Annotated in this window: 17 protein-coding genes, 2 pseudogenes and 1 riboswitch; of the genes and pseudogenes, 8 read left to right on the forward strand and 11 right to left on the reverse strand. The window is 69.4% G+C overall.

Features of this window, described 5'->3' with window-relative positions; translation table 11 throughout:
• Positions 1–56 precede the first annotated feature (56 nt).
• On the forward strand, positions 57–320 hold the full coding sequence (locus Aco03nite_RS45580; RefSeq protein ID WP_203808106.1) for a hypothetical protein: 264 nt from the start codon (positions 57–59) through the stop codon (positions 318–320).
• A 106-nt stretch (positions 321–426) separates the two neighbouring features.
• Positions 427–1,788, forward strand: a complete 1,362-nt coding sequence (locus Aco03nite_RS45585) for a PepSY-associated TM helix domain-containing protein (RefSeq protein ID WP_275415977.1) — start codon at positions 427–429, stop codon at positions 1,786–1,788.
• Here Aco03nite_RS45585 and Aco03nite_RS45590 read toward each other — a convergent pair.
• The 4 genes and pseudogenes from Aco03nite_RS45590 to Aco03nite_RS45605 form a co-directional block, all read right to left on the reverse strand.
• The gene (locus tag Aco03nite_RS45590; protein ID WP_203808108.1) at positions 1,775–2,773 is read right to left on the reverse strand and encodes an enoyl-CoA hydratase/isomerase family protein; all 999 of its coding nucleotides are present in this window, start codon (positions 2,771–2,773) and stop codon (positions 1,775–1,777) included. The two genes, Aco03nite_RS45585 and Aco03nite_RS45590, sit on opposite strands and share 14 nt — an antisense overlap.
• 57 nt (positions 2,774–2,830) lie before the next feature.
• Complete coding sequence (locus Aco03nite_RS45595; RefSeq protein WP_239145974.1) at positions 2,831–4,027, reverse strand: serine hydrolase domain-containing protein; 1,197 nt, start codon at positions 4,025–4,027, stop codon at positions 2,831–2,833.
• A gap of 90 nt (positions 4,028–4,117) precedes the next feature.
• Positions 4,118–4,441 (reverse strand): annotated as a pseudogene (locus Aco03nite_RS45600) (potassium-transporting ATPase subunit C); the annotation flags it as partial.
• Positions 4,432–5,376, reverse strand: a pseudogene (locus tag Aco03nite_RS45605) (potassium-transporting ATPase subunit KdpA); the annotation flags it as partial. The pseudogenes Aco03nite_RS45605 and Aco03nite_RS45600, both read right to left, overlap by 10 nt.
• A 133-nt stretch (positions 5,377–5,509) precedes the next feature.
• Positions 5,510–5,733, forward strand: a riboswitch (cobalamin riboswitch).
• Positions 5,734–5,854: 121 nt separating this feature from the next.
• Between Aco03nite_RS45605 and Aco03nite_RS45610 the strand changes: the two are divergent.
• From Aco03nite_RS45610 to Aco03nite_RS45625, 4 genes are all read left to right on the forward strand, one after another.
• The gene (locus Aco03nite_RS45610) at positions 5,855–8,296 is read left to right on the forward strand and encodes a ribonucleoside-diphosphate reductase subunit alpha (RefSeq protein ID WP_203808112.1); all 2,442 of its coding nucleotides are present in this window, start codon (positions 5,855–5,857) and stop codon (positions 8,294–8,296) included.
• Entirely contained in the window at positions 8,296–9,291 is a 996-nt protein-coding gene (locus Aco03nite_RS45615) for a ribonucleotide-diphosphate reductase subunit beta (RefSeq protein ID WP_203808114.1), read from the forward strand. The genes Aco03nite_RS45610 and Aco03nite_RS45615 overlap by 1 nt, the downstream gene beginning before the upstream one ends.
• Positions 9,292–9,395: 104 nt before the next feature.
• The gene (locus Aco03nite_RS45620) at positions 9,396–9,674 is read left to right on the forward strand and encodes a hypothetical protein (protein ID WP_203808116.1); all 279 of its coding nucleotides are present in this window, start codon (positions 9,396–9,398) and stop codon (positions 9,672–9,674) included.
• Positions 9,675–9,743: 69 nt separating this feature from the next.
• The gene (locus tag Aco03nite_RS45625) at positions 9,744–10,826 is read left to right on the forward strand and encodes a serine hydrolase domain-containing protein (RefSeq protein ID WP_203808118.1); all 1,083 of its coding nucleotides are present in this window, start codon (positions 9,744–9,746) and stop codon (positions 10,824–10,826) included.
• On the opposite strand, the gene Aco03nite_RS45630 is transcribed toward Aco03nite_RS45625, so the two are convergent.
• The 3 genes from Aco03nite_RS45630 to Aco03nite_RS45640 all read right to left on the reverse strand — a co-directional run bounded on the left by Aco03nite_RS45630 (position 10,823) and on the right by Aco03nite_RS45640 (position 12,617).
• Positions 10,823–11,305, reverse strand: a complete 483-nt coding sequence (locus Aco03nite_RS45630; protein WP_203808120.1) for a hypothetical protein — start codon at positions 11,303–11,305, stop codon at positions 10,823–10,825. The genes Aco03nite_RS45625 and Aco03nite_RS45630 overlap by 4 nt on opposite strands.
• 127 nt (positions 11,306–11,432) lie before the next feature.
• Positions 11,433–12,086: an SRPBCC family protein gene (locus Aco03nite_RS45635; RefSeq protein WP_203808121.1), complete on the reverse strand. Its 654-nt coding sequence runs from the start codon at positions 12,084–12,086 to the stop codon at positions 11,433–11,435.
• A gap of 204 nt (positions 12,087–12,290) precedes the next feature.
• On the reverse strand, positions 12,291–12,617 hold the full coding sequence (locus Aco03nite_RS45640; RefSeq protein WP_203808124.1) for an ArsR/SmtB family transcription factor: 327 nt from the start codon (positions 12,615–12,617) through the stop codon (positions 12,291–12,293).
• 57 nt (positions 12,618–12,674) lie between these two features.
• Here Aco03nite_RS45640 and Aco03nite_RS45645 point away from each other — a divergent pair, with 57 nt between their 5' ends.
• The gene (locus tag Aco03nite_RS45645) at positions 12,675–13,028 is read left to right on the forward strand and encodes a VOC family protein (RefSeq protein WP_203808126.1); all 354 of its coding nucleotides are present in this window, start codon (positions 12,675–12,677) and stop codon (positions 13,026–13,028) included.
• Between the two features lie 263 nt (positions 13,029–13,291).
• Here Aco03nite_RS45645 and Aco03nite_RS45650 read toward each other — a convergent pair whose 3' ends face one another.
• Complete coding sequence (locus tag Aco03nite_RS45650; protein WP_203808127.1) at positions 13,292–14,359, reverse strand: aldose epimerase family protein; 1,068 nt, start codon at positions 14,357–14,359, stop codon at positions 13,292–13,294.
• Between the two features lie 83 nt (positions 14,360–14,442).
• Between Aco03nite_RS45650 and Aco03nite_RS45655 the strand changes: the two genes are divergently transcribed.
• Positions 14,443–15,312, forward strand: a complete 870-nt coding sequence (locus tag Aco03nite_RS45655) for an amidohydrolase family protein (protein ID WP_203808129.1) — start codon at positions 14,443–14,445, stop codon at positions 15,310–15,312.
• Here Aco03nite_RS45655 and Aco03nite_RS45660 read toward each other — a convergent pair.
• The 3 genes from Aco03nite_RS45660 to Aco03nite_RS45670 are packed head-to-tail and all read right to left on the reverse strand — an operon-like array spanning position 15,284 to position 18,224.
• Positions 15,284–16,006, reverse strand: coding sequence for an ABC-2 transporter permease (locus Aco03nite_RS45660; RefSeq protein ID WP_203808131.1), 723 nt, complete (start codon positions 16,004–16,006; stop codon positions 15,284–15,286). The two genes, Aco03nite_RS45655 and Aco03nite_RS45660, sit on opposite strands and share 29 nt — an antisense overlap.
• Positions 16,003–17,499 carry a DUF1349 domain-containing protein gene (locus Aco03nite_RS45665; RefSeq protein ID WP_203808133.1) on the reverse strand — a complete coding sequence of 499 codons (1,497 nt, stop codon included), beginning with the start codon at positions 17,497–17,499 and terminating at the stop codon, positions 16,003–16,005. Before Aco03nite_RS45665 ends, Aco03nite_RS45660 begins: the two co-directional genes overlap by 4 nt.
• A complete protein-coding gene (locus tag Aco03nite_RS45670; protein WP_203808135.1) occupies positions 17,496–18,224 on the reverse strand; it encodes an ABC transporter ATP-binding protein in 729 nt (242 codons plus the stop codon). The genes Aco03nite_RS45665 and Aco03nite_RS45670 overlap by 4 nt, the downstream gene beginning before the upstream one ends.
• Between the last annotated feature and the right edge of the window lie 9 nt (positions 18,225–18,233).

Here is an 18,233-nt window from a genome sequence, read left to right on the forward strand (position 1 = left end):
TCCCTGTCCACCGGGGCTCGCCCGGGCCAGGATAGGGATCTGCGGAGGTGGATGTGATGGAGTTCCTGATCATCGTCACTGTCGGCGTCGTCATCGTCGCCGTGGCGTTCCTCTTCCCGGACCGCGAGGTCAGGGGGAGGCACGCCGCGGCGGAACAGGCGGGCGAGCCGGCGGTGGAGAGCGTGGCGGCCCCGACGACCCTGGAGGGCGCGCTCGTCGCCCAGTTGCTGGCCAGCGAGATCACTTCCGGTCAGTACCGCGCCGCAGTCGCCCGGATAGCGGAGCGTGACGACGAACGGAATCCGCTGAAATTCGGCTGATTCCCGGGAACCACGGGCCCCGCCGGAACGACTCCTTGTCGACACCCGATCGACGAGGAGTACCGCGCTGTCTACCTTCCGCAAGATCAGGCCCCTGCTGCTGCGGCTGCACTTCTACGCCGGCATCCTGATCGGACCGTTCCTGCTGGTCGCGGCGATCAGCGGCGGCCTCTACGCGCTCAGCCCGCAGCTGGAGAAGGCCGTCCACGCCGACCTGCTGACACCGTCGGACGCCTCGGCGGCCCCCGTCCCGCTGGCCCGGCAGGTGGCCGTGGCCGAGAAGGTCACCACCGTGCCGAACCTGGTCGCGGTACGGCCCGCACCGGACGGCGGCACCACCCGGGTGATCTTCGACGACGGCAGTTTCGCCGAGTCGTACCGGCACGCGGTCTTCGTCGACCCGAGCACCGGGGAGGTCCTCGGGCAGTCGTCGGTCTACGGCACCAGCGGTGCGCTGCCGGTGCGGTCGTGGATCGACGAACTCCACCGGTCGTTGCACCTGGGTGACGTCGGCCGGTACTACAGCGAACTGGCCGCCTCGTGGCTCTGGGTGGTCACCCTCGGCGGCCTGGCGATGTGGCTGGGGCGCGTCCGGCGTACCGGCAAGAAGCCGTTGACCGGACGGGCCCGCACCCGGACCTGGCACGGCGTGCTCGGCCTGTGGATGGCCGCCGGATTCCTGGCGCTCTCCGCGACCGGCCTGACCTGGTCCACCTTCGCCGGGGAGAACGTCACCGAACTCCGGGAACAGCTCGACTGGTCGACACCCTCGGTGAACACCGCCGTCGCCGCCGCACCGGTCGTCACCGGCGGTGAGCACTCCGCGCACGGCGGCGGCACCCCGGCCGACACCGGGGCCGTCGACGTCACCACGATCGACGCGGTGTGGGCCGCCGCCAAGGCCGCCGAGGTGGACTCCGACCAGGTGGAGATCGGCCTGCCGAAGGGCGAGGGCCGGACCTGGACGGTCACCGAGGTGCACCGCGAGTACCCGACGTCGGTCGACGTGGCCGCCGTCGACCCGGCATCGTTGCAGGTCACCGACGTGGTCCGGTTCTCCGACTACCCGTTCATGGCCAAGCTGGCCCGCTGGGGTGTCGACCTGCACATGGGGGTGATGTTCGGCCTGGTCAACCAGATCCTGCTCGCGGTGCTGGCGGCCGGGCTGGTCACGATGATCGTTCTCGGTTACCGGATGTGGTGGCAGCGCCGGCCCACCCGCGGCTCCCGGCGGGCGATCGCCGGTCCCGCGCCCGCGCGCGGCGCCTGGCTGAGACTGCCCGCCTGGGTCATCGCCGTGGGTGTCCCGGCGGTCTTCGCGGTCGCCTGGTTCATCCCGCTGTTCGGCCTCCCGCTGCTGGTGTTCCTCGCGGTGGACGTCGCGATCGGGACGTTCCGGCGGCCTTCCGCACCGGTGGCGGAGAAACAGGACGAGCCGGCCGAAAAGGAACCGGTCACGACCGCTTGAACAGCTCGTAGAGCAACCCCGGTGGGACGGGCGCCCACCGGGGCCGGCGGTCCTTGTCGATGATCTGCGCGCGGATGCCCTCGGCCAGGTCGGGCAGCCGCAGGAACGCCGCCGACAGGCGAAGCTCCTGGTCCAGCGCCTCGCGGAGCGACGACATCCGGGCCGCCGTGCGCAGCGACCGCAGCGTGACGGCCAGGGAGGTCGGTGACTTGGTCGCGATCTCCTCGGCGGCGGCCCGTGCGCCCGCCGACCCGTGCCCGGCCAGCCGCGTGCGGATCACGGCCAGGTCGTCGCCGGCATAACACTCGTCGATCCAGTCGCGGGCGTCGTCCAGGTCGCCCGCGGGCGGTGCGGTGGTCACCGCGGACACCGCGACGCCTGGTTCGTCGCCGGTCAAACCACTGATCAGGTACGGGATACGGTCGGCCGGCACAAAACAGTCGGCCAGCCCGGCGGTGATCGCGTCACCCGCCCCGATCGTCGTGCCGGTCAGTGCCAGGTGGGTGCCGATCTCGCCGGGCGCCCGGGACAGCAGCCACGATCCGCCCACGTCCGGGTGGAAGCCGATGCCGACCTCGGGCATGGCGAGCCGGGACCGTTCGGTGACGATGCGCAGCGACGCGTGGGCGGAGATCCCGATGCCGCCGCCCATCACCAGCCCGTCCATCCAGGCGACGACCGGCTTGGGGTACCCGGCGATCGCGGCGTTCAGGTCGTACTCCCGGGTGAAGAACTCCAGGGAGCCGCCGCCACCGGACACCGCGTCGGCGTGCATGGCCCGTAGGTCGCCGCCCGCGCAGAGCCCGCGCTCCCCGGCCCCGGTGATCAGCACCGTCCGCACCCGGTCGTCGTCGTGCCAGGCCCGCAGCGTGTCGTGCACGATGCCGACCATCTCGGTGGTGAGGGCGTTCAGGGCGGCCGGCCGGTTCAGGACGATCCGGCCGAGCCGGCCGTCCACGGTGGTGATCACGGGTGGGGTGGGCACGTGCCGATCCTGCCCGCCCCGGCCGGGAAAGGAAACCGGCCCGGCCGGGGGAGCGGGTCACTCGGCGCAGAACACCGCGGTCATCAGGTCTTTGATCGCCTTCTGGCCGGCGGACGCCTGGGACTGCGCGGCGTCGTCGACGTAGGTGACCGAGGCCTCCAGGGTGCGGCTGCCGTCCGGCGTGCTGTACATCAGCGTCGCGTAACCCTGCACACTGCCGTTGTGGTACGCGACGGTGCCGCTGCAGTCCGCGCCGGTGTCCATCGACATCAGGCCGAGCCCGTAACCGAATTCGCCGCTGCGGGGCTCCGGCCGGCGCATCTCGGCCACCAGCGCGGCGGGGAACAGCTTGCCGCCGAGCACCCCGGCGAAGAACCTGTGCAGGTCCTCGGTGGTCGAGATCATCTCACCGGCGCTGGAGATCCAGGACGGGTTCTGCCGGCTGACGTCGACCGTCCGGGACACCCCGCCGGTCGCATAGGTGTAGTAGGCGTGGGCGTGCGGGCCGGGGATCGCCGGCGAGGTGCCCGGTGCCGAGGTGTCCCGCAGCTCGAGCGGGTTCAGGACCCGTTCGCGCATCTGCTCCGCGTACGGCCGGCCGGTCACCTTCTCGATCAGCAGCCGGGCCACCACGTAGTTGGTGTTGGAGTAGCTCCAGCCCGTGCCCGGCTCGAAGCGGCCCGGGTGCGACAGGGCGAGACGAACCAGTTCCTCCGGGCGGTACGTCCGGAAACGGCCCTGCACCCATTCCTGCCCGGACCAGGTGATGCCCGGCACCACCGTGCCGTCCGGGTAGTACTCCCCGGTGAAGTTGAAGATCCCGCTGGTGTGCTGGAGCAGCATCCGCACGGTGATCCGCGGGTCCAGCCCGTAACCGGGCAGGTGCGGGGCCACCGCGTCGTCCAGGCCGATCCGGCCGTCGGCGACCAGCCGCAGCATCAGGGCGGCGGTGAACGTCTTGGTGGTGCTGCCGATCCGGAAGCGCCCGTCGGCCGGCGGTTTTCCGGGCCGGCCCAGCTCCCGGACGCCGACGGTGCGGGTCCACTCGCCGTGCTCGTCGTGCACCCGCACCTGCATCCCGGTGAAGCCCGCACTGACGAAGGCGTCGACGGCGGCCCGCAACTCCGGCCGGTCGGTGGTGCGACTCTCGCTCGCGGCGGCCGGGACCGCGCCTCCACCGAGAAACATGGCGACGGTCAGCGCCGTGATACCCGCGCGCCGGAGAACCTGAGGACTGTCCACATGTGACTTCATGACGCCAATCTGGCACACCGGTGGCATCGGCGCAAGAGTTTTTGGCTCAACATGGCACCGTTGTGATGCCATGCTGAGCCAAGTTGCTGGTCAGGAGGGGGTGTCCAGCGCGCGATTGAGTTCGAGAACGTTGACTCCGGGTTCGCCGAGGAACCCGAGGGCCCGCCCGGTGGTGTGCTCGGCGATCAGCTTCTCGACCTCGGCGAGATCCAGGCCACGGGAGAGGGTGACCCGAGGCGCCTGGAGTGCGGCATAGGCCGGGCTGATGTGCGGATCCAGGCCGCTGCCGCTCGCCGCGACCGCGTCCGCCGGGACGACCGGATCGGCCGGGGCGTCGCCGCGGATCGGGGTGATCACCCCGCCGAGGGCCCGGTAGTCCTCACCCGGCTTCGCCGACTCGACGGTTACGCCCTTGACAGGGTCTCGGCGAGCGGGCCGAGCGCCAGGGCGGGCAGGAAGGTGAGGGCGACCAGCACGATCGTCACGCCGGCGACCATGCCGACGAACAGCGGCTGGTGGGTGGGGAGCGTGCCCTCGGTCTCCGGCGCGGGCCGCTGCCGGGCCGGCGAACCGGCGAGCGCGAGGACCAGGACCGGGGTGACCAGGAAGTAGAGGGACGCCAATTTCATCTCGCGGGCCCGGATCTTCTTCCCCAGGTATTCCGGGGTGCGCCCGACCATCAACCCGGCCACGAAGACCGTGATGATCGCCAGGATCAGCATGCCGTAGAGGCCGGATCCGACCCCGCCGGGCGCGACCTCGCCGAGCATCATGTTGACCATCGGCATCATGCCGCCGAGCGCCGTGTACGAATCGTGGAACGAGTTGACCGCACCGGTCGACGTCAATGTCGTCGCGGCGGCGAAGACGGCCGAGCCGGCGACTCCGAACCGGGTCTCCTTGCCCTCCATCGCCGCGCCGACCGCCTGCGGGACCGTGCCGGATCCGTGCGTCTCGAAGCCCACGGTCAGCGCCATCGAGCCGAGCGCCAGGATCGCCATGACCGCGGCGATGGCGTAGCCCTGGCGATTCTGGCCGGCCATCCGGCCGAAGACCCGGGGCAGGCTGAACGGGATCAGCAGGATCAGGAACACCTGCAGCCAGTTGGTCCACGCCGACGGGTTCTCGAACGGGTGCGCCGAGTTGGCGTTGTAGAAGCCGCCACCGTTGGTACCCAGCAGCTTGATGGCCTCCTGGGAGGCGACCGGTCCGCCGGTGAGGTGCTGGGTGCCACCGGTCAGCGTGGTCACGCCGGCGCCGGCGGACAGGTTCTGCACCATGCCGCCGACCATGAACACGATCGCGAAAAGCACCGAGACGGGCAGCAGGATCCGTACCGGGGCCGCTGTGGCGTTTGTTGACGCGACTGCTACGGGCGCCCTCGTGTTCTTCACGCGCGGTTGGCACCCGGTTAGTTGATCTCTGTCGGGTGACGTACCGAACACACGATGTTGGGTTGTGAATTTCTGGCCCGAACTAGATATGGTGTCTCCCGCAGCTGGTTCGAGTGCGCCTTCACAGGTGTGCCCGAGGCAACAGGGAACCCGGTGCAAGGCCGGGACTGCCCCGCAGCGGTGAGTGGGAACGACAGCCGTCAGGAAGCACTGGGTTCGTCCTGGGCCTGGGAAGCGACGGTCGGTAGGAGGCTTCGCGCGAGCGGAGCCGTGCCCACGAGTCCGAAGACCTGCCAGCGTGCCGTGCACCGGCGTGGTGTGCGGCGGTTGAAGGCCGCGTGGGACGGCCGACGCCGAGCGTCCGCGTGGCCGTGTGCCCGTGGACGGCTGGTGTCTGCCCTCACACGCGTCGGACTCGTGAGGGGGAGAAGGCATGACGACCACCACCAAGGCCACCGGTGTGCCGGAGCAGCGGCGACATGTGATGCAGGTGCGCAAGCGGAACGGCGAGCTGGAGCCGGTGGACGTCAACAAGATCGTCAAAGCGGTCGAGTTGTGGGTCGCCGATCTGGACGAGGTCGACCCGCTGCGGGTGGCGACCAAGACCATCAGCGGCCTGTACGACGGTGCGACCACCGCTGAGCTGGACAAGCTGTCGATCCAGACGGCTGCCGAGCTGATCGGTGAGGAGCCGCAGTACTCGAAGCTGGCCGCCCGGCTGCTCGCCGCGTTCGTCGACAAGGAGGTCCGCCTCCAGGGTGTCGCGAGCTTCAGCCAGTCGATCCGGTACGCCCACGGCGAGGGCCTGATCGGCGACGAGACCGCCGCCTTCGTGGCCGCCAACGCCCGCAAGCTCGACGACGCCATCGACCTCTCCGGCGACCTGCGGTTCGAGTACTTCGGCCTGCGTACCGTCGCCGACCGCTACCTGCTGCGCCACCCGACCAAGCGCCTGGTGGTGGAGACCCCGCAGTACTGGCTGCTGCGTGTCGCCTGCGGCCTGTCCAAGGACGCCCGCGAGGCGATCGGCTTCTACCGGCTGATGTCGTCGCTGGCGTACCTGCCCAGCTCGCCGACCCTGTTCAACTCCGGCACCCGGCACACCCAGATGTCGTCCTGCTTCCTGGTCGACTCGCCCAAGGACGAGCTGGACTCGATCTACGAGCGCTACCACCAGGTCGCGAAGCTGTCGAAGTTCTCCGGCGGCATCGGCATCGCCTGGTCCCGGATCCGTGGCCGCGGCGCCCTGATCCGCGGCACCAACGGCAAGTCCAACGGCATCGTCCCGTTCCTGAAGACCCTCGACGCCGGGGTGGCGGCGGTCAACCAGGGCGGCCGGCGCAAGGGCGCGGCCTGCGTCTACCTGGAGCCGTGGCACCCGGACATCGAGGAGTTCCTGGAGCTGCGCGACAACACCGGTGAGGAGTCGCGCCGCACCCACAACCTGAACCTGGCGAACTGGATCCCGGACGAGTTCATGCGCCGGGTCGAGGCCGACGGCGACTGGTCGCTGATCGACCCGTCCGACGCCCCCGAGCTGCCCGACCTGTTCGGCGAGGCGTTCGACGAGGCCTACCGCGCCGCCGAGAAGAACGCGATCAAGACCGTCAAGGCCCGTGACCTGTACGGCCGGATGATGCGGACCCTGGCGCAGACCGGCAACGGCTGGATGACGTTCAAGGACCGCTCGAACGCGCTGTCCAACCAGACCGGCGAGCCCGGCAACACCATCCACCTGTCGAACCTGTGCACCGAGATCCTCGAGGTCAACAACGACGACGAGACCGCCGTCTGCAACCTCGGCTCGGTCAACCTGGGCGCGCACGTCACCGCCGACGGCGTCGACTGGGAGAAGCTGCGCGAGACGGTCCGGACCGCGGTGGTCTACCTGGACCGGGTCATCGACATCAACTACTACCCGTCGGAGCAGGCGGCCAAGTCCAACCCGCGCTGGCGGCCGGTCGGCCTCGGGCTGATGGGTCTGCAGGACGCGTTCTTCACGCTGCGGCTGCCGTTCGACTCGGCCGAGGCCCGCGAGCTCTCCACCCGCGTACAGGAAGAAATCTTCCTGACCGCCCTTGAGGTTTCCGCCGGTCTGGCGGCTTCTTTCGGCCCGCACCCGGCTTATGCCGAGACCCGCGCCGCCAAGGGGCAGCTGCACCCCGAGCTGTGGGGCGCGACTGTTTCGCAGACCGAGCGGTGGGCCGCCGTGCACGCGAAGATCGCCGAGCGCGGGCTGCGCAACTCGCTGCTGATCGCGATCGCGCCGACCGCCACCATCGCGTCCATCGCCGGCGCCTACGAGTGCATCGAGCCGCAGGTGTCCAACCTGTTCAAGCGCGAGACGATGTCCGGTGAGTTCCTTCAGATCAACAACTATCTGGTACGGGAACTCAAGTCGCGTGGGCTGTGGACCGCGCCGATCCGTGAGGCGATCAAGCGGGCCGAGGGTTCCGTGCAGGGCATTCTCGACCTGCCCGAGGACGTGCGGGAGCTGTTCCGGACCGCGTGGGAGCTGCCGCAGAAGTCGCTGATCGAACTCGCCGCCGCCCGGGCGCCGTACATCGATCAGTCTCAGTCGCTGAACCTGTTCATGGCCGCGCCGACCATCAACAAGGTCTCTTCGATGTACCTGTACGCGTGGAAGGCCGGTCTGAAGACCTCGTACTACCTGCGCTCGCGTCCGGCGACGCGTATCCAGCAGGCCACCGTCGCCGTGGCGCCCGCCGTTGCCGCTCCCGTCGTTGCTGCTCCCGTCGTTGCCGCTCCGGTCGTCGTGGCTCCGATCGTGTCCGGCGTGAACCTGCTCGGCGACGTCAGTGGCGAACTCGCTTCTTCCCTTGAGAACCCCGACATCTGTGAGGCTTGCCAGTAATGCTGCTCGACCCCGGTATGGACCTGACCCTGCGGCCGATGAAGTACCCGCACTTCTTCGACCGTTTCAAGGACGCCATCAAGAACACCTGGACCGTCGAGGAGGTCGACCTGCACTCCGACCTCGCCGACCTGGCCAAGCTCAGCCCCGCCGAGCAGCACCTGGTGTCGCGGCTGGTGGCGTTCTTCGCCACCGGTGACACCATCGTGGCGAACAACCTGGTTCTCAACCTGTACCAGCACGTCAACTCGCCGGAGGGCCGCCTCTACCTGTCGCGGCAGCTGTTCGAGGAGGCCGTGCACGTCCAGTTCTATCTGAACCTGCTCGACACCTACGTCCCGGACGAGGCGGAGCGCAACGAGGCGTTCGCCGCGGTCGAGAACATCCCGTCGATCGCCCGTAAGGCCGAGTTCTGCTTCAAGTGGATCGACTCGGTCTTCGACCTGCGGGAGCTTACGACCAAGGAGCACCGCCGGGCGTTCCTGCTCAACGTCATCTGCTTCGCGGCGTGCATCGAGGGTCTGTTCTTCTACGGCGCCTTCGCGTACGTCTACTTCCTGCGCTCCCGCGGTGTGCTCCAGGGCTTGGCGTCCGGCACCAACTGGGTGTTCCGCGACGAGAGCATGCACATGGCGTTCGCGTTCGACGTGGTCGACCAGGTGCGGGCCGAGGAGCCGGACCTGTTCGACGAGAAGATGGAGCAGCAGGTCCGCGACATGATGGCCGAGGCCGTCGAGTGCGAGGTCCAGTTCGCCGCCGACCTGCTCGAACAGGGTGTGTCCGGGATGTCGCTCGGGGACATGCGGGAGTACCTGCAGCACGTCGCCGACCGGCGGCTGCAGGCGCTGGGCATCGACCCGGTCTACGGCAGCAAGAACCCGTTCGCGTTCATGGAACTGCAGGACGTGCAGGAGCTGTCGAACTTCTTCGAGCGCCGGGTCTCCGCCTACCAGGTGGGCGTGACCGGCTCGGTGAGCTTCGACGACGACTTCTGAGTTCCCTTCTGTCAGGGCCCGGTCGTTCTCGGCCGGGCCTTCGGCGTGCACACCGTTGCTAGGGTGCCGTGAGTCGTACAAACGGATCTTGAGGTAGGTGCTTCATGGAATTCATCCCCGTCCTGGTCACCCTCGCTGTGCTGGCGTTGATCGTGGTGGCGTTCATGAAGCTGCCGTGGGCCGCTTCGGTCGGTATGGGCGTCGCGCTGGTGCTGGTCAGTGGATGGCTGCTCAACACGTTGTACATAGACGAGTACCCGTACATGGATCACGACGCGAACAGCATCATGGAGGGTGTCGTCTTCATCGGCGGCTCGCTCTTGGTCGGTGTTTTCCTCGCCGTAACCGGGCTCCGCCGGCGGCCGCGGGCACAGGTCCAGTAGGGATAACCGTACGTTCTTCCGGGTGCCTGCCCCAGTGACCGCCGTCGCCGCGGCGGCCAGGGTGGACCCATGCGAATTCTCTCCTCGGCGGCGGCTGCCGTCCTGCTGGTTCTCCTCTCGGCGGCGCCGGCCGGCGCCGCGACCTCCGGTGAACTCCGGCGTGACGTCGAAGCGCTGCGGGCGACCGGGGTGCCCGGCGTCCTGGCCCGGTTCGAGGACCGGGGCGGTGTGCGGGTGGTCCGGTCCGGGCGGGGCGTTCCGCACGACCCGTACCTGCGGATCGGGAGTACCACCAAGACGTTCACCGCCGTGGTGGTGCTCCAGCTCGTCGGCGAGCGGCGGCTGACACTCGACGATCCGGTGGAGAAGTGGCTGCCGGGCGCGGTGGGCGGGCGCGCGATCACGGTGCGGCAACTTCTGCAGCACACCAGCGGGATGTACGAGTACTCGGCCGACCTGATCCCCGGCTACGCCACGCCGGAGTCGTACCGGCGGGAACGGGACCGCGCGTACACCCCCGAGCAGCTCGTCGCCATCGCGCTGCGGCACCCGCAGGGCGACACCACCTGGTCGTACTCGAACACCAACTATGTGCTCGCCGGGATGCTGATCGAGGCGGTCACCGGGCGCAGCTGGGCGCGGGAGGTGGACACCCGGGTCCTCGGGCCGCTGGGGATGCGGCACACCCGTACCGGATTCGTGCGGGACCTGCCCTCGCCGCACGCCACCAACTACATGCAGTTCACCCCGGGCGGGCCGCTCGTGGACACCACCATCGCGGTCCGGGGGCTGGACAGCGGCGCCGACGGATCGATGGTCAGCACGGCGTCCGATCTGCACCGGTTCCTGGGTGCGCTGGCCGGCGGGCGGCTGCTCCGGCCCGCACAGCAGAGGCAGATGCGTACGCTGGTCGCCATGCCGGATGCGCCCGGTGGGGCCGGGCTGGGCCTCTTCCGTCATCCGCTGTCCTGCGGTGGTGGGTACTGGCAGCACGGCGGCACCGGCTTCGGATACCAGGTCGAACCGGCGTTCACCGACGACGGGCGGCGGCTGACGGTGTCACTCTTCGCCAACACCGGCGACCCGGAACTGGCCGTGACCCGTCAGCGTCTGGTCCGGGATTTGATCGACCACGCCTTCTGCCGACGCTAGTCGTCGGCAGCCACGACCAGGGTGACCAGGGTTTTCTCGACGAGCACGAACTCGTGGAAGTCGTTCTGGACGCCACCCCAGTCGTGGTGGGCGGTGGTGCCGAGGTCCCGTAGTTCGTGGACCTCGTCCGCTGTACCGAAAAGGGGGTAGATCTCGGTCTCCAGGCGCATCCAGATCGCGTCGCTGACCCGGACGTGTTGTTCGGCCCAGATCCGCAGGCGGCTCACCGCGTCGTCGGCGTCGACCCGACGGTAGCTTTGCGGGGTGATCAGTTTCCGCCAGTAGGGGCCGTGGCGTTCCGGGTCGGCGCCGGCGGCCCCGCCCGCGTAGTCGCGGCCGAACAGGTCGTGCCCGATCACCGCGGCCAGCACGTCGTCCCCATCTTCTTCATCTGTTCGCAGGAAGCGCTGCGCGTCCACCCACTGGTAGGTGCGGTTCCGGAAGTTGACGAAGTTGTCGCCCTCGTGCGTCAGCGCCATGCCGCTCCCTTTTCTCCGCCCCTCGGCCGCACGTCTCGTTCCCGGTTCTTTCGTTCCCGGCGGTCTAGTTCCCGGCGGTCTCGTTCCTGGACTCTCGTTCCTGGCCTCTTGTCGGGCCTATCGTTTGTCAGCCGGTGATCTTGCGGTAGGCGTCCCGGAGTTCCGCCCACCCGTAGTCCAGCCCGGCCGTCCCGGCGACCCGCGGCGTGTCGTGCCCATCCAGGACGGTGACGAGAACCGCCAGGCAAATGTGCCAGCCGGCCGCATACATGGCGGTGCCGTCCCGGTCCGCGAAGGTGTGCTCCAGGGTGAGCAGGCACCCGTCACCACGAGGTGTAAGCGTCCACCGGAGCAGGTCGCCACCCCAGCGGTGCACCAGTTCCCCGGACGCGTCAGCCTTCCCGGACGCGTCAGCCTTCCCGGACGCGTCAGCCTTCCCGAGCGCGTCAGCCTTCCCGGGGGCGTCGACTTCCCGTGGCGCGTCAGCCTCCCGGGACACGTCGACTTCCCAGGGCGCGTTGACAAGGATCACCTCCGCATCGAGCCACTCATCCTCCGGGTTCTCCCTGCACCGGGCGGCTCCAACCCGATCCAGCACCCGATCCGGAACCACCGGCGACCACCCAGCAAGCAACCCAGGTTCGATCAGATGAGGCCAAACCACATCGACGCGATGTGGAAGCTCCCTCTCCATGACAAGAACCCACCGCCCACCCGCAACCTCAGCCAACGAGGCCCGAACTTCCTGCCGCCCGATCTCATCCCGCACACCATCACTCACCACAGCCACCCTCCACGCACAACCCTCGACGTCGCTGACCCAGCGCTCGTCATCCCACGTCCCGCGGCCCCGACGTCCCCAACACCGCCCGCCGTCCTGCTTTGCGCTGCTCGGCGTCTACCCTGCGCCGCGCCGTCCTGCTTTGCGCTGCTCGGCGCCTACCCCGCGCCGCGCCGCCCTTTCCGCAGTGAGATTCGGCCTTCCTCACGTCGTGTCGGGGCGGAAGCGGTCGTCTCTGCGGTCCAGTGCCTTGGCCAGGCGATCAAAGCTGTCCGACCACTTCCGGTGGTATGGCGTGACCCAACCGAGCACGTCCGGCAGCGGATCGACAGCCAACCGGTAGACCCGGCGCCGGCCGTCGGTGTCGGCGGTGACCGCGCCTGCCTCCCGCAGCACCCGCAGATGCTTGGAGACCAGCGACTGCGACACCCCGAGCAGGGCGATCAGCGCGTTGACGTCATGCGGCTCGACCCGCAGCGCATCCAGGATCCGCCGCCGGGTCGGATCCGCGATCAAGGTGAACCCGTCCACACCGGAAACATGCCCCGCCGGTCATATGAATGTCAAGTCATACGTTAGAGTCCGCGGATGACTTTGAACTGGGAGCAGGTAATCGTGCACGCGAAGGACCCCGCGGCATTGGGGCAGTGGTGGGCCGAAGCTCTCGGCTGGGTGGTGGTCTACACCTCGGAGCACGAGTTCGAGATCCGCCCGGCGCCGGACCGCATGCCGGGGCTGGACTTCGTCCGCCACGACGAGCCGAGGCAGGGCAAGAGCCGCCTGCACCTGGACTTCCGCCCGGACGACCAGGAAGCCGAGGTCGCCCGCCTGCTGGCCCACGGCGCCCGCCGGGTCGACATCGGCCAGGGCGATGCGGCGTGGGTGGTTCTGGCCGATCCGGAAGGCAACGAATTCTGCATCCTCGCCCCGCCCTCGGAGTAGCAGCCGATCGGTGCGACCAGTCGATCAGTGCGGCCAGTCGATCAGTGCGGCCTGGCGTTACAGGCGGGCTGGGTGAATCGGGCGTGGGCTGCGATGCCGGGGGCGGATCGCGGGACCTTGCTCACCGCGTACCGGCAACCGGGTGGGCCGTGTGGGACGGCCCACCCGGTGGTGCCGATTGAGCAGTGCGGTCAGCCGTGCTGTGGGTCAGCCGGGCCGCGTGGTCAGACTCCGGCGGGAGGTGCTCACGGCAATCATCCCTGTCAGTCGGACAGTGTGAAGGTGTGCGTCGTGGTCGAGGTCCAGGTCTCGTCGGGGCGCAGGACCGTGGACGGGAAGTCCGGCTGGTTCGGGCTGTCCGGGAAGTGCTGGGTCTCCAGGGCGAAGGCGTCGCCCTGCCGGTACTGGCGGCCACTCGTCCCGCGGATCTTGCCGTCCAGGAAGTTGCCGGCGTAGAACTGCAGGCCCGGCTCGGTGGTGGCGATGGTCATGCGGCGGCCGCTGGCCGGGTCGTCGACGACCGCGGCGACGGTCAGGTCGCCGGAACCGTCGGTGAGCACGTAGTTGTGGTCGTAACCGCGGCCGGTGGTGAGCTGCGGGTGCTCGTCGCGGATGCGGGCGCCGATCGGCTGCGGGCTGCGGAAGTCGAACGGGGTGCCGTCGACCGGTTCCAGCACCCCGGTCGGGATCAGCGTGGCGTCGACCGGCGTGTAGTGCCCGGCGTCGATGCGGAGCCGGTGGTTCTCGACCGAGCCGCTGCCCTCGCCGGACAGGTTCCAGTACGCGTGGTTGGTCAGCGCGACGACCGTGGCCCGGTCGGTGGTGGCCCGGTAGTCCAGGCGCAGCTCGTTCTCCTCGCTCAGGGTGAACGTGACGCTCACCTGCAGCGTGCCGGGGAACCCCTGCTCGCCGTCGGCGGAGGTGTAACTCATCCGGACGCCGTCCTCGACGGTGGTCGCCGACCACACGCGCTGGTCGAACCCGTACGAGCCGCCGTGCAGGGTGGTCTGGCCCTCGTTCTGGGAGAGTTTGAAGGTCTCGCCGTCCAGGACGAAGGTGCCACCGGCGATCCGGTTGGCGTAGCGGCCGACCGTCGAACCGAGGAACGGGTTGCCGGCCAGGTAGGCGGGATCGGTGTAACCGGCCAGGTCGGCGAACCCGAGCGTCACGTTCGCGACGTTCCCGTCCCGGTCCGGCACCAGCACGGACTGAATGGTCGCCCCCCAGGTGAGGATCGACGCCGACACGCCACTCGCATTGGTCAGCGTCCATTTCTCGATCCCGGTTCCGTCGGCCAGTGTCCCGAACGGTGTGCTGTCGATTCTCGTCATGAACGGCATCGTCGCAGACGCCACTCAACCGGTTCACCTCACGTCCCGAACGGTAGAAGCAGCCGGTCGGGAATCATGTCGGTATGACGCGTTTCGACTGCCACCAGCATCTGTGGCCGGCCCCGCTCGTGGCGGCGTTGCGGGATCGGGATTCCTACCCGTACCTGCGGGAATGGACCTTGTTCCTGCCCGGGGAGAATCCCTATCGGGTGGATCCGGCGTCCCACGACCCGGTACGGCGGGGCCGGCGGGAGACCGGGCGGGTCCTTCTCTCCCTGTCCAGCCCGCTCGGGATCGAACATCTGCCGGGTACGGACGGGGCCGCGCTGATCGACGTGTGGCACGAGAGCGCGCTGCGGCTCCCGGACCCGTTCCACCTGTGGGCGGCGGCGTCGGTGACCTCGCCCGACCCGGATTCCCTGGCCCGGGTGCTGCGGGCGGACCGGGTCGCCGGGCTGCAGTTGCCGGCCACCGCGCTCGGCGATCCGGCGTCGATCGAACGCCTGTCGCCGCTGCTCCGCGAACTGGAACGGGCGGACAAGCCGCTGCTGGTGCACCCCGGCCCGGCCGCGGTGGAACAGGGCGACCTGCCGGACTGGTGGCCCGCTGTCGTGCCGTACGTCGCTCAGATGCACCGGTCCTGGGCCGCCTGGCACGTCGCCGGCCGCAAGACGCACGCTAACCTCCGTGTCGCTTTCGTCGCGCTGGCCGGGCTGGCGCCGCTGCACCACGAGCGGATGGCCGCCCGCGGCGGCGAGTTCGGTACCCCCGACCCGAACGTCTTCTACGAGACCTCCTCCTACGGCCCGGACGCCATCGAAGCCCTGGCCGCAGTGGTGGGCCCCGGAGCCGTCGTGCACGGCTCCGACCGTCCCTACGCCGAGCCGCTGGACCCGGCCCGTTTCCCGGACGAGTTCTTCCATGTCAATCCCGAGCGTCTGTTGGGCGGATGACAGCGTTCGCGAATCGGATGATCGCGTTCGCAAGCCGGATGATGACGTTCGCCGAGTGACCGGCCGGGCTCGTCGGGCGGATGATCGTGTTCGTCGGGTGGATGATCGCCAGACATCCGGCCGCCAGTGCGGCCAGCGCCCACCCGGCGGTGATCCCGGGCTCGGTGGTCGAGGGAGCGAATCGCTGGACCCAGGCTTCACCGGTGGCCTGGGCCAGCAGAGCCGGGAGGTAGAGCAGGCCCAGGACGACGCCGATCCCGGCTGCGGAGTCCCGCACGACGGTAGCCGTCCCGAGCCCGATCAGCGCGACCAGAACCAGATGGGAGGCCTGGAGAATCCCGGCAACCCCGGCAGAGACCCCGATGCCGGCGGTGAGGGCTCCGATGCCGACGGTCAGCGGTCCGGTGACCGCGATGAGAACGATCGCCTTCGCGGTCAGCAGGCTGATCCTTCGCGGAACTGCGATCAGGCTGGTGCGAATGGTCCCGGTGGTGTGCTCGCCACTGAACATCAGAACCCCGAACACCGCGGTCAGTGCCTGCCCGAGTTCGATGCCGATGAACGCGTCGACCCCGGGCAACCCGGCCGCCACGACACGCCCGGCGACCACGCCGGCGATCGCCCCGAGCAGCAGCCACCACGGCGCCGTCACGGTGCGCAGCTTCGTCCATTCAGCGTGCAGGGCTCTGGTCACGTGTCCCTCCGGTGTGACACGACCGCCGCCACGGCGAGTGCGACCAGCGTCCAGCCGACCAGGACCAGCAGGCCGGCCCACGGCGACAGCGGGAAGTAGCCGACGTACGGCGTGTAGATGCTGTCGACCTGGTGTTGCGGCGCGATCGTCTGCTGGATCGCGAACGCCGCGGCCGGTGTCGTCCGGGCCAGCCAGTCCGCCACGACGGCGGGCGTGAACGGGTTCGCGACCAACAGGTACGGCAGGACGATCGCCACGACGACGGTGGTCACCGCGCCCGCACCGGACCGGCCGATCGTGCCGACGGCGAGAGCCAGCACCGCCACGGCCGCGAGCATCACCGCTGTCCCGACCACCACCCGCAACTCCTGAGCCGGGGTCACCGGGATGATGAAGACCCCGTTCGCCCTGGCCAGCCGCATGCCGAGTCGTGCCGCCAGGAAGGTTCCGATCAGTCCCACGGCGAGACAGACGACCACCAGCACGATCGCTTTCGCCCCCAGAACCCGCAGCCGGCGCGGCTCGGCGGCGATCGTGGCGAGGATCAGGCCGTCCCGGTGCTCGGTGGTGACGAAGAGCGCACCCACCACGGCCAGGATGATCAGGGCGACGAACGTGCCGGTCAGGATGTTGCTCAGGATTCCGCCCGTCGCCAGTGTCTCGCGGACGGCGACCGCGATGTCCCCGGCACCGGTCACCACAGTGCTCCCGGTCCCGGTCCCGGTCCCGGTCCCGGTCCTCGGGCCAGGTTCGGCTTCGGGTTCGGGTTCGGTGGCGATGCTGCCTTTGACCGAGCCCGTGGAACCGTCCGGATAGCCGGCGAACGTGGGTGACTCCGCCCCGATCTGTTCGCTCGTCCACCCACGGCCGTCCCATTCGCCGTCGGCTCGCACCCCACCGAACGCGGCGGCGGACACCGTGCCGACCGTGCCCATGCCCCGGACCTGTGGGGGAGAGGCGACGAACAAACCGCCCTGCACGGTCGGTCCGCTCACCGTGGCGGTGCCGACCGGCCGCCAGTCCGTGCCGTCGGTGGATGCGAGACCGGTGACCGTGTCACCTGAGCGCTCCAGCCGCAGCCAGCGTGCCGACGGCACCGGCCCGGCGATGTCACCGGTGAAACCGTGCTGCATCCGAACGCCGTGGCCACCGGTGACCATGATCGCCACGTACGGCGAACCCGGTTCGGTGTTCTGTTTGATGATCAGACCGGCCTTGGCCCAGGGCACGTCGGTAGGGCCGTCGTGGGCGGCGCTGGTCAGAGATGTCACCGGGACGGTGACGCTGCCGTCTCCGGTCAGCTGTTTTCGGACGAAATAGAAGCTGTCGGCGACCGGCTGGCCATCCGGACCGACCGGTGGTGCCGGTGAGGCGCTGCCGCTGCCGCCGGCGAACAGCGCGACCAGCACGGTCGCGAGCGCCGCCGCGATCGTGGCGGCCACCCAGCCCGGAACCGTCCGGAATTTGGTCCACTCGGTTCTCACCTGTCTCATGAGAACTCCACCGCCGCCCTGGTGAGCCGCAGATAGACATCCTCGAGACGGCCGGTGGGAGCCCCTGCGATCAGCTCGCTGACGGTGGCGTCGGCGAGGACCCGGCCCCGCCCGGCCACCACGAGACGGTCGGCGATCTCCTGGACCTCGCCCATCAGATGGCTGGACACCAGCACCGCCCGGCCCTCGGCGGACAGCGACCGCAGCAGCCCGCGCATCCAGATGATCCCGTCCGGGTCCATGCCGTTGAACGGCTCGTCGAGCATCAGGATCGGCGGATCCCCGAGCAGTGCCGCCGCGATCCCGAGACGTTGCCGCATGCCGAGCGAGAACCCGCCGGCCTTACGCCGCGCTGCGGGCGCGAGACCGGCCAGGTCCAGCACCTCGTCGGCCCGCCGGGCACCCAGCCCCTGTGAATGGGCGATCCACAGCAGATGGTTGCGGGCGGTCCGGCCGGGATGCAGCGCGGACGCGTCCAGCATCGAACCCAGATGGGTCAGCGGATCCCGCAGAGACCGATAGGGGCGGCCGCCGACCAGCGCGGAGCCGGCCTCGGCGGTGTCCAGGCCCAGGATCACCCGCATGGTGGTGGACTTGCCGGCCCCGTTCGGCCCGACGAACCCGGTCACCACCCCCGGCCGGACGGCGAACGACATGCCGTCGAGGGCGAGCACCCGTCCATAGCGTTTGCGAAGACCGTCGACGACGATTCCCGATGAACTCATGCCGACGGT

Origin of the sequence: Actinoplanes couchii, assembly GCF_016862075.1 — a bacterium.
In the GTDB taxonomy this organism is placed as follows: domain Bacteria; phylum Actinomycetota; class Actinomycetes; order Mycobacteriales; family Micromonosporaceae; genus Actinoplanes; species Actinoplanes couchii.

Coding starts and splice junctions, on each gene's coding strand:
- Aco03nite_RS45580 (WP_203808106.1), top strand. CDS start 57: ATGGAGTTCCTGATCATCGTCACTGTCGGCGTCGTCATCGTCGCCGTG.
- Aco03nite_RS45595 (WP_239145974.1), bottom strand. CDS start 4,027: ATGAAGTCACATGTGGACAGTCCTCAGGTTCTCCGGCGCGCGGGTATC.
- Aco03nite_RS45610 (WP_203808112.1), top strand. CDS start 5,855: ATGACGACCACCACCAAGGCCACCGGTGTGCCGGAGCAGCGGCGACAT.
- Aco03nite_RS45615 (WP_203808114.1), top strand. CDS start 8,296: ATGCTGCTCGACCCCGGTATGGACCTGACCCTGCGGCCGATGAAGTAC.
- Aco03nite_RS45620 (WP_203808116.1), top strand. CDS start 9,396: ATGGAATTCATCCCCGTCCTGGTCACCCTCGCTGTGCTGGCGTTGATC.
- Aco03nite_RS45625 (WP_203808118.1), top strand. CDS start 9,744: ATGCGAATTCTCTCCTCGGCGGCGGCTGCCGTCCTGCTGGTTCTCCTC.
- Aco03nite_RS45630 (WP_203808120.1), bottom strand. CDS start 11,305: ATGGCGCTGACGCACGAGGGCGACAACTTCGTCAACTTCCGGAACCGC.
- Aco03nite_RS45645 (WP_203808126.1), top strand. CDS start 12,675: ATGACTTTGAACTGGGAGCAGGTAATCGTGCACGCGAAGGACCCCGCG.
- Aco03nite_RS45650 (WP_203808127.1), bottom strand. CDS start 14,359: ATGACGAGAATCGACAGCACACCGTTCGGGACACTGGCCGACGGAACC.
- Aco03nite_RS45655 (WP_203808129.1), top strand. CDS start 14,443: ATGACGCGTTTCGACTGCCACCAGCATCTGTGGCCGGCCCCGCTCGTG.
- Aco03nite_RS45665 (WP_203808133.1), bottom strand. CDS start 17,499: ATGAGACAGGTGAGAACCGAGTGGACCAAATTCCGGACGGTTCCGGGC.
- Aco03nite_RS45670 (WP_203808135.1), bottom strand. CDS start 18,224: ATGAGTTCATCGGGAATCGTCGTCGACGGTCTTCGCAAACGCTATGGA.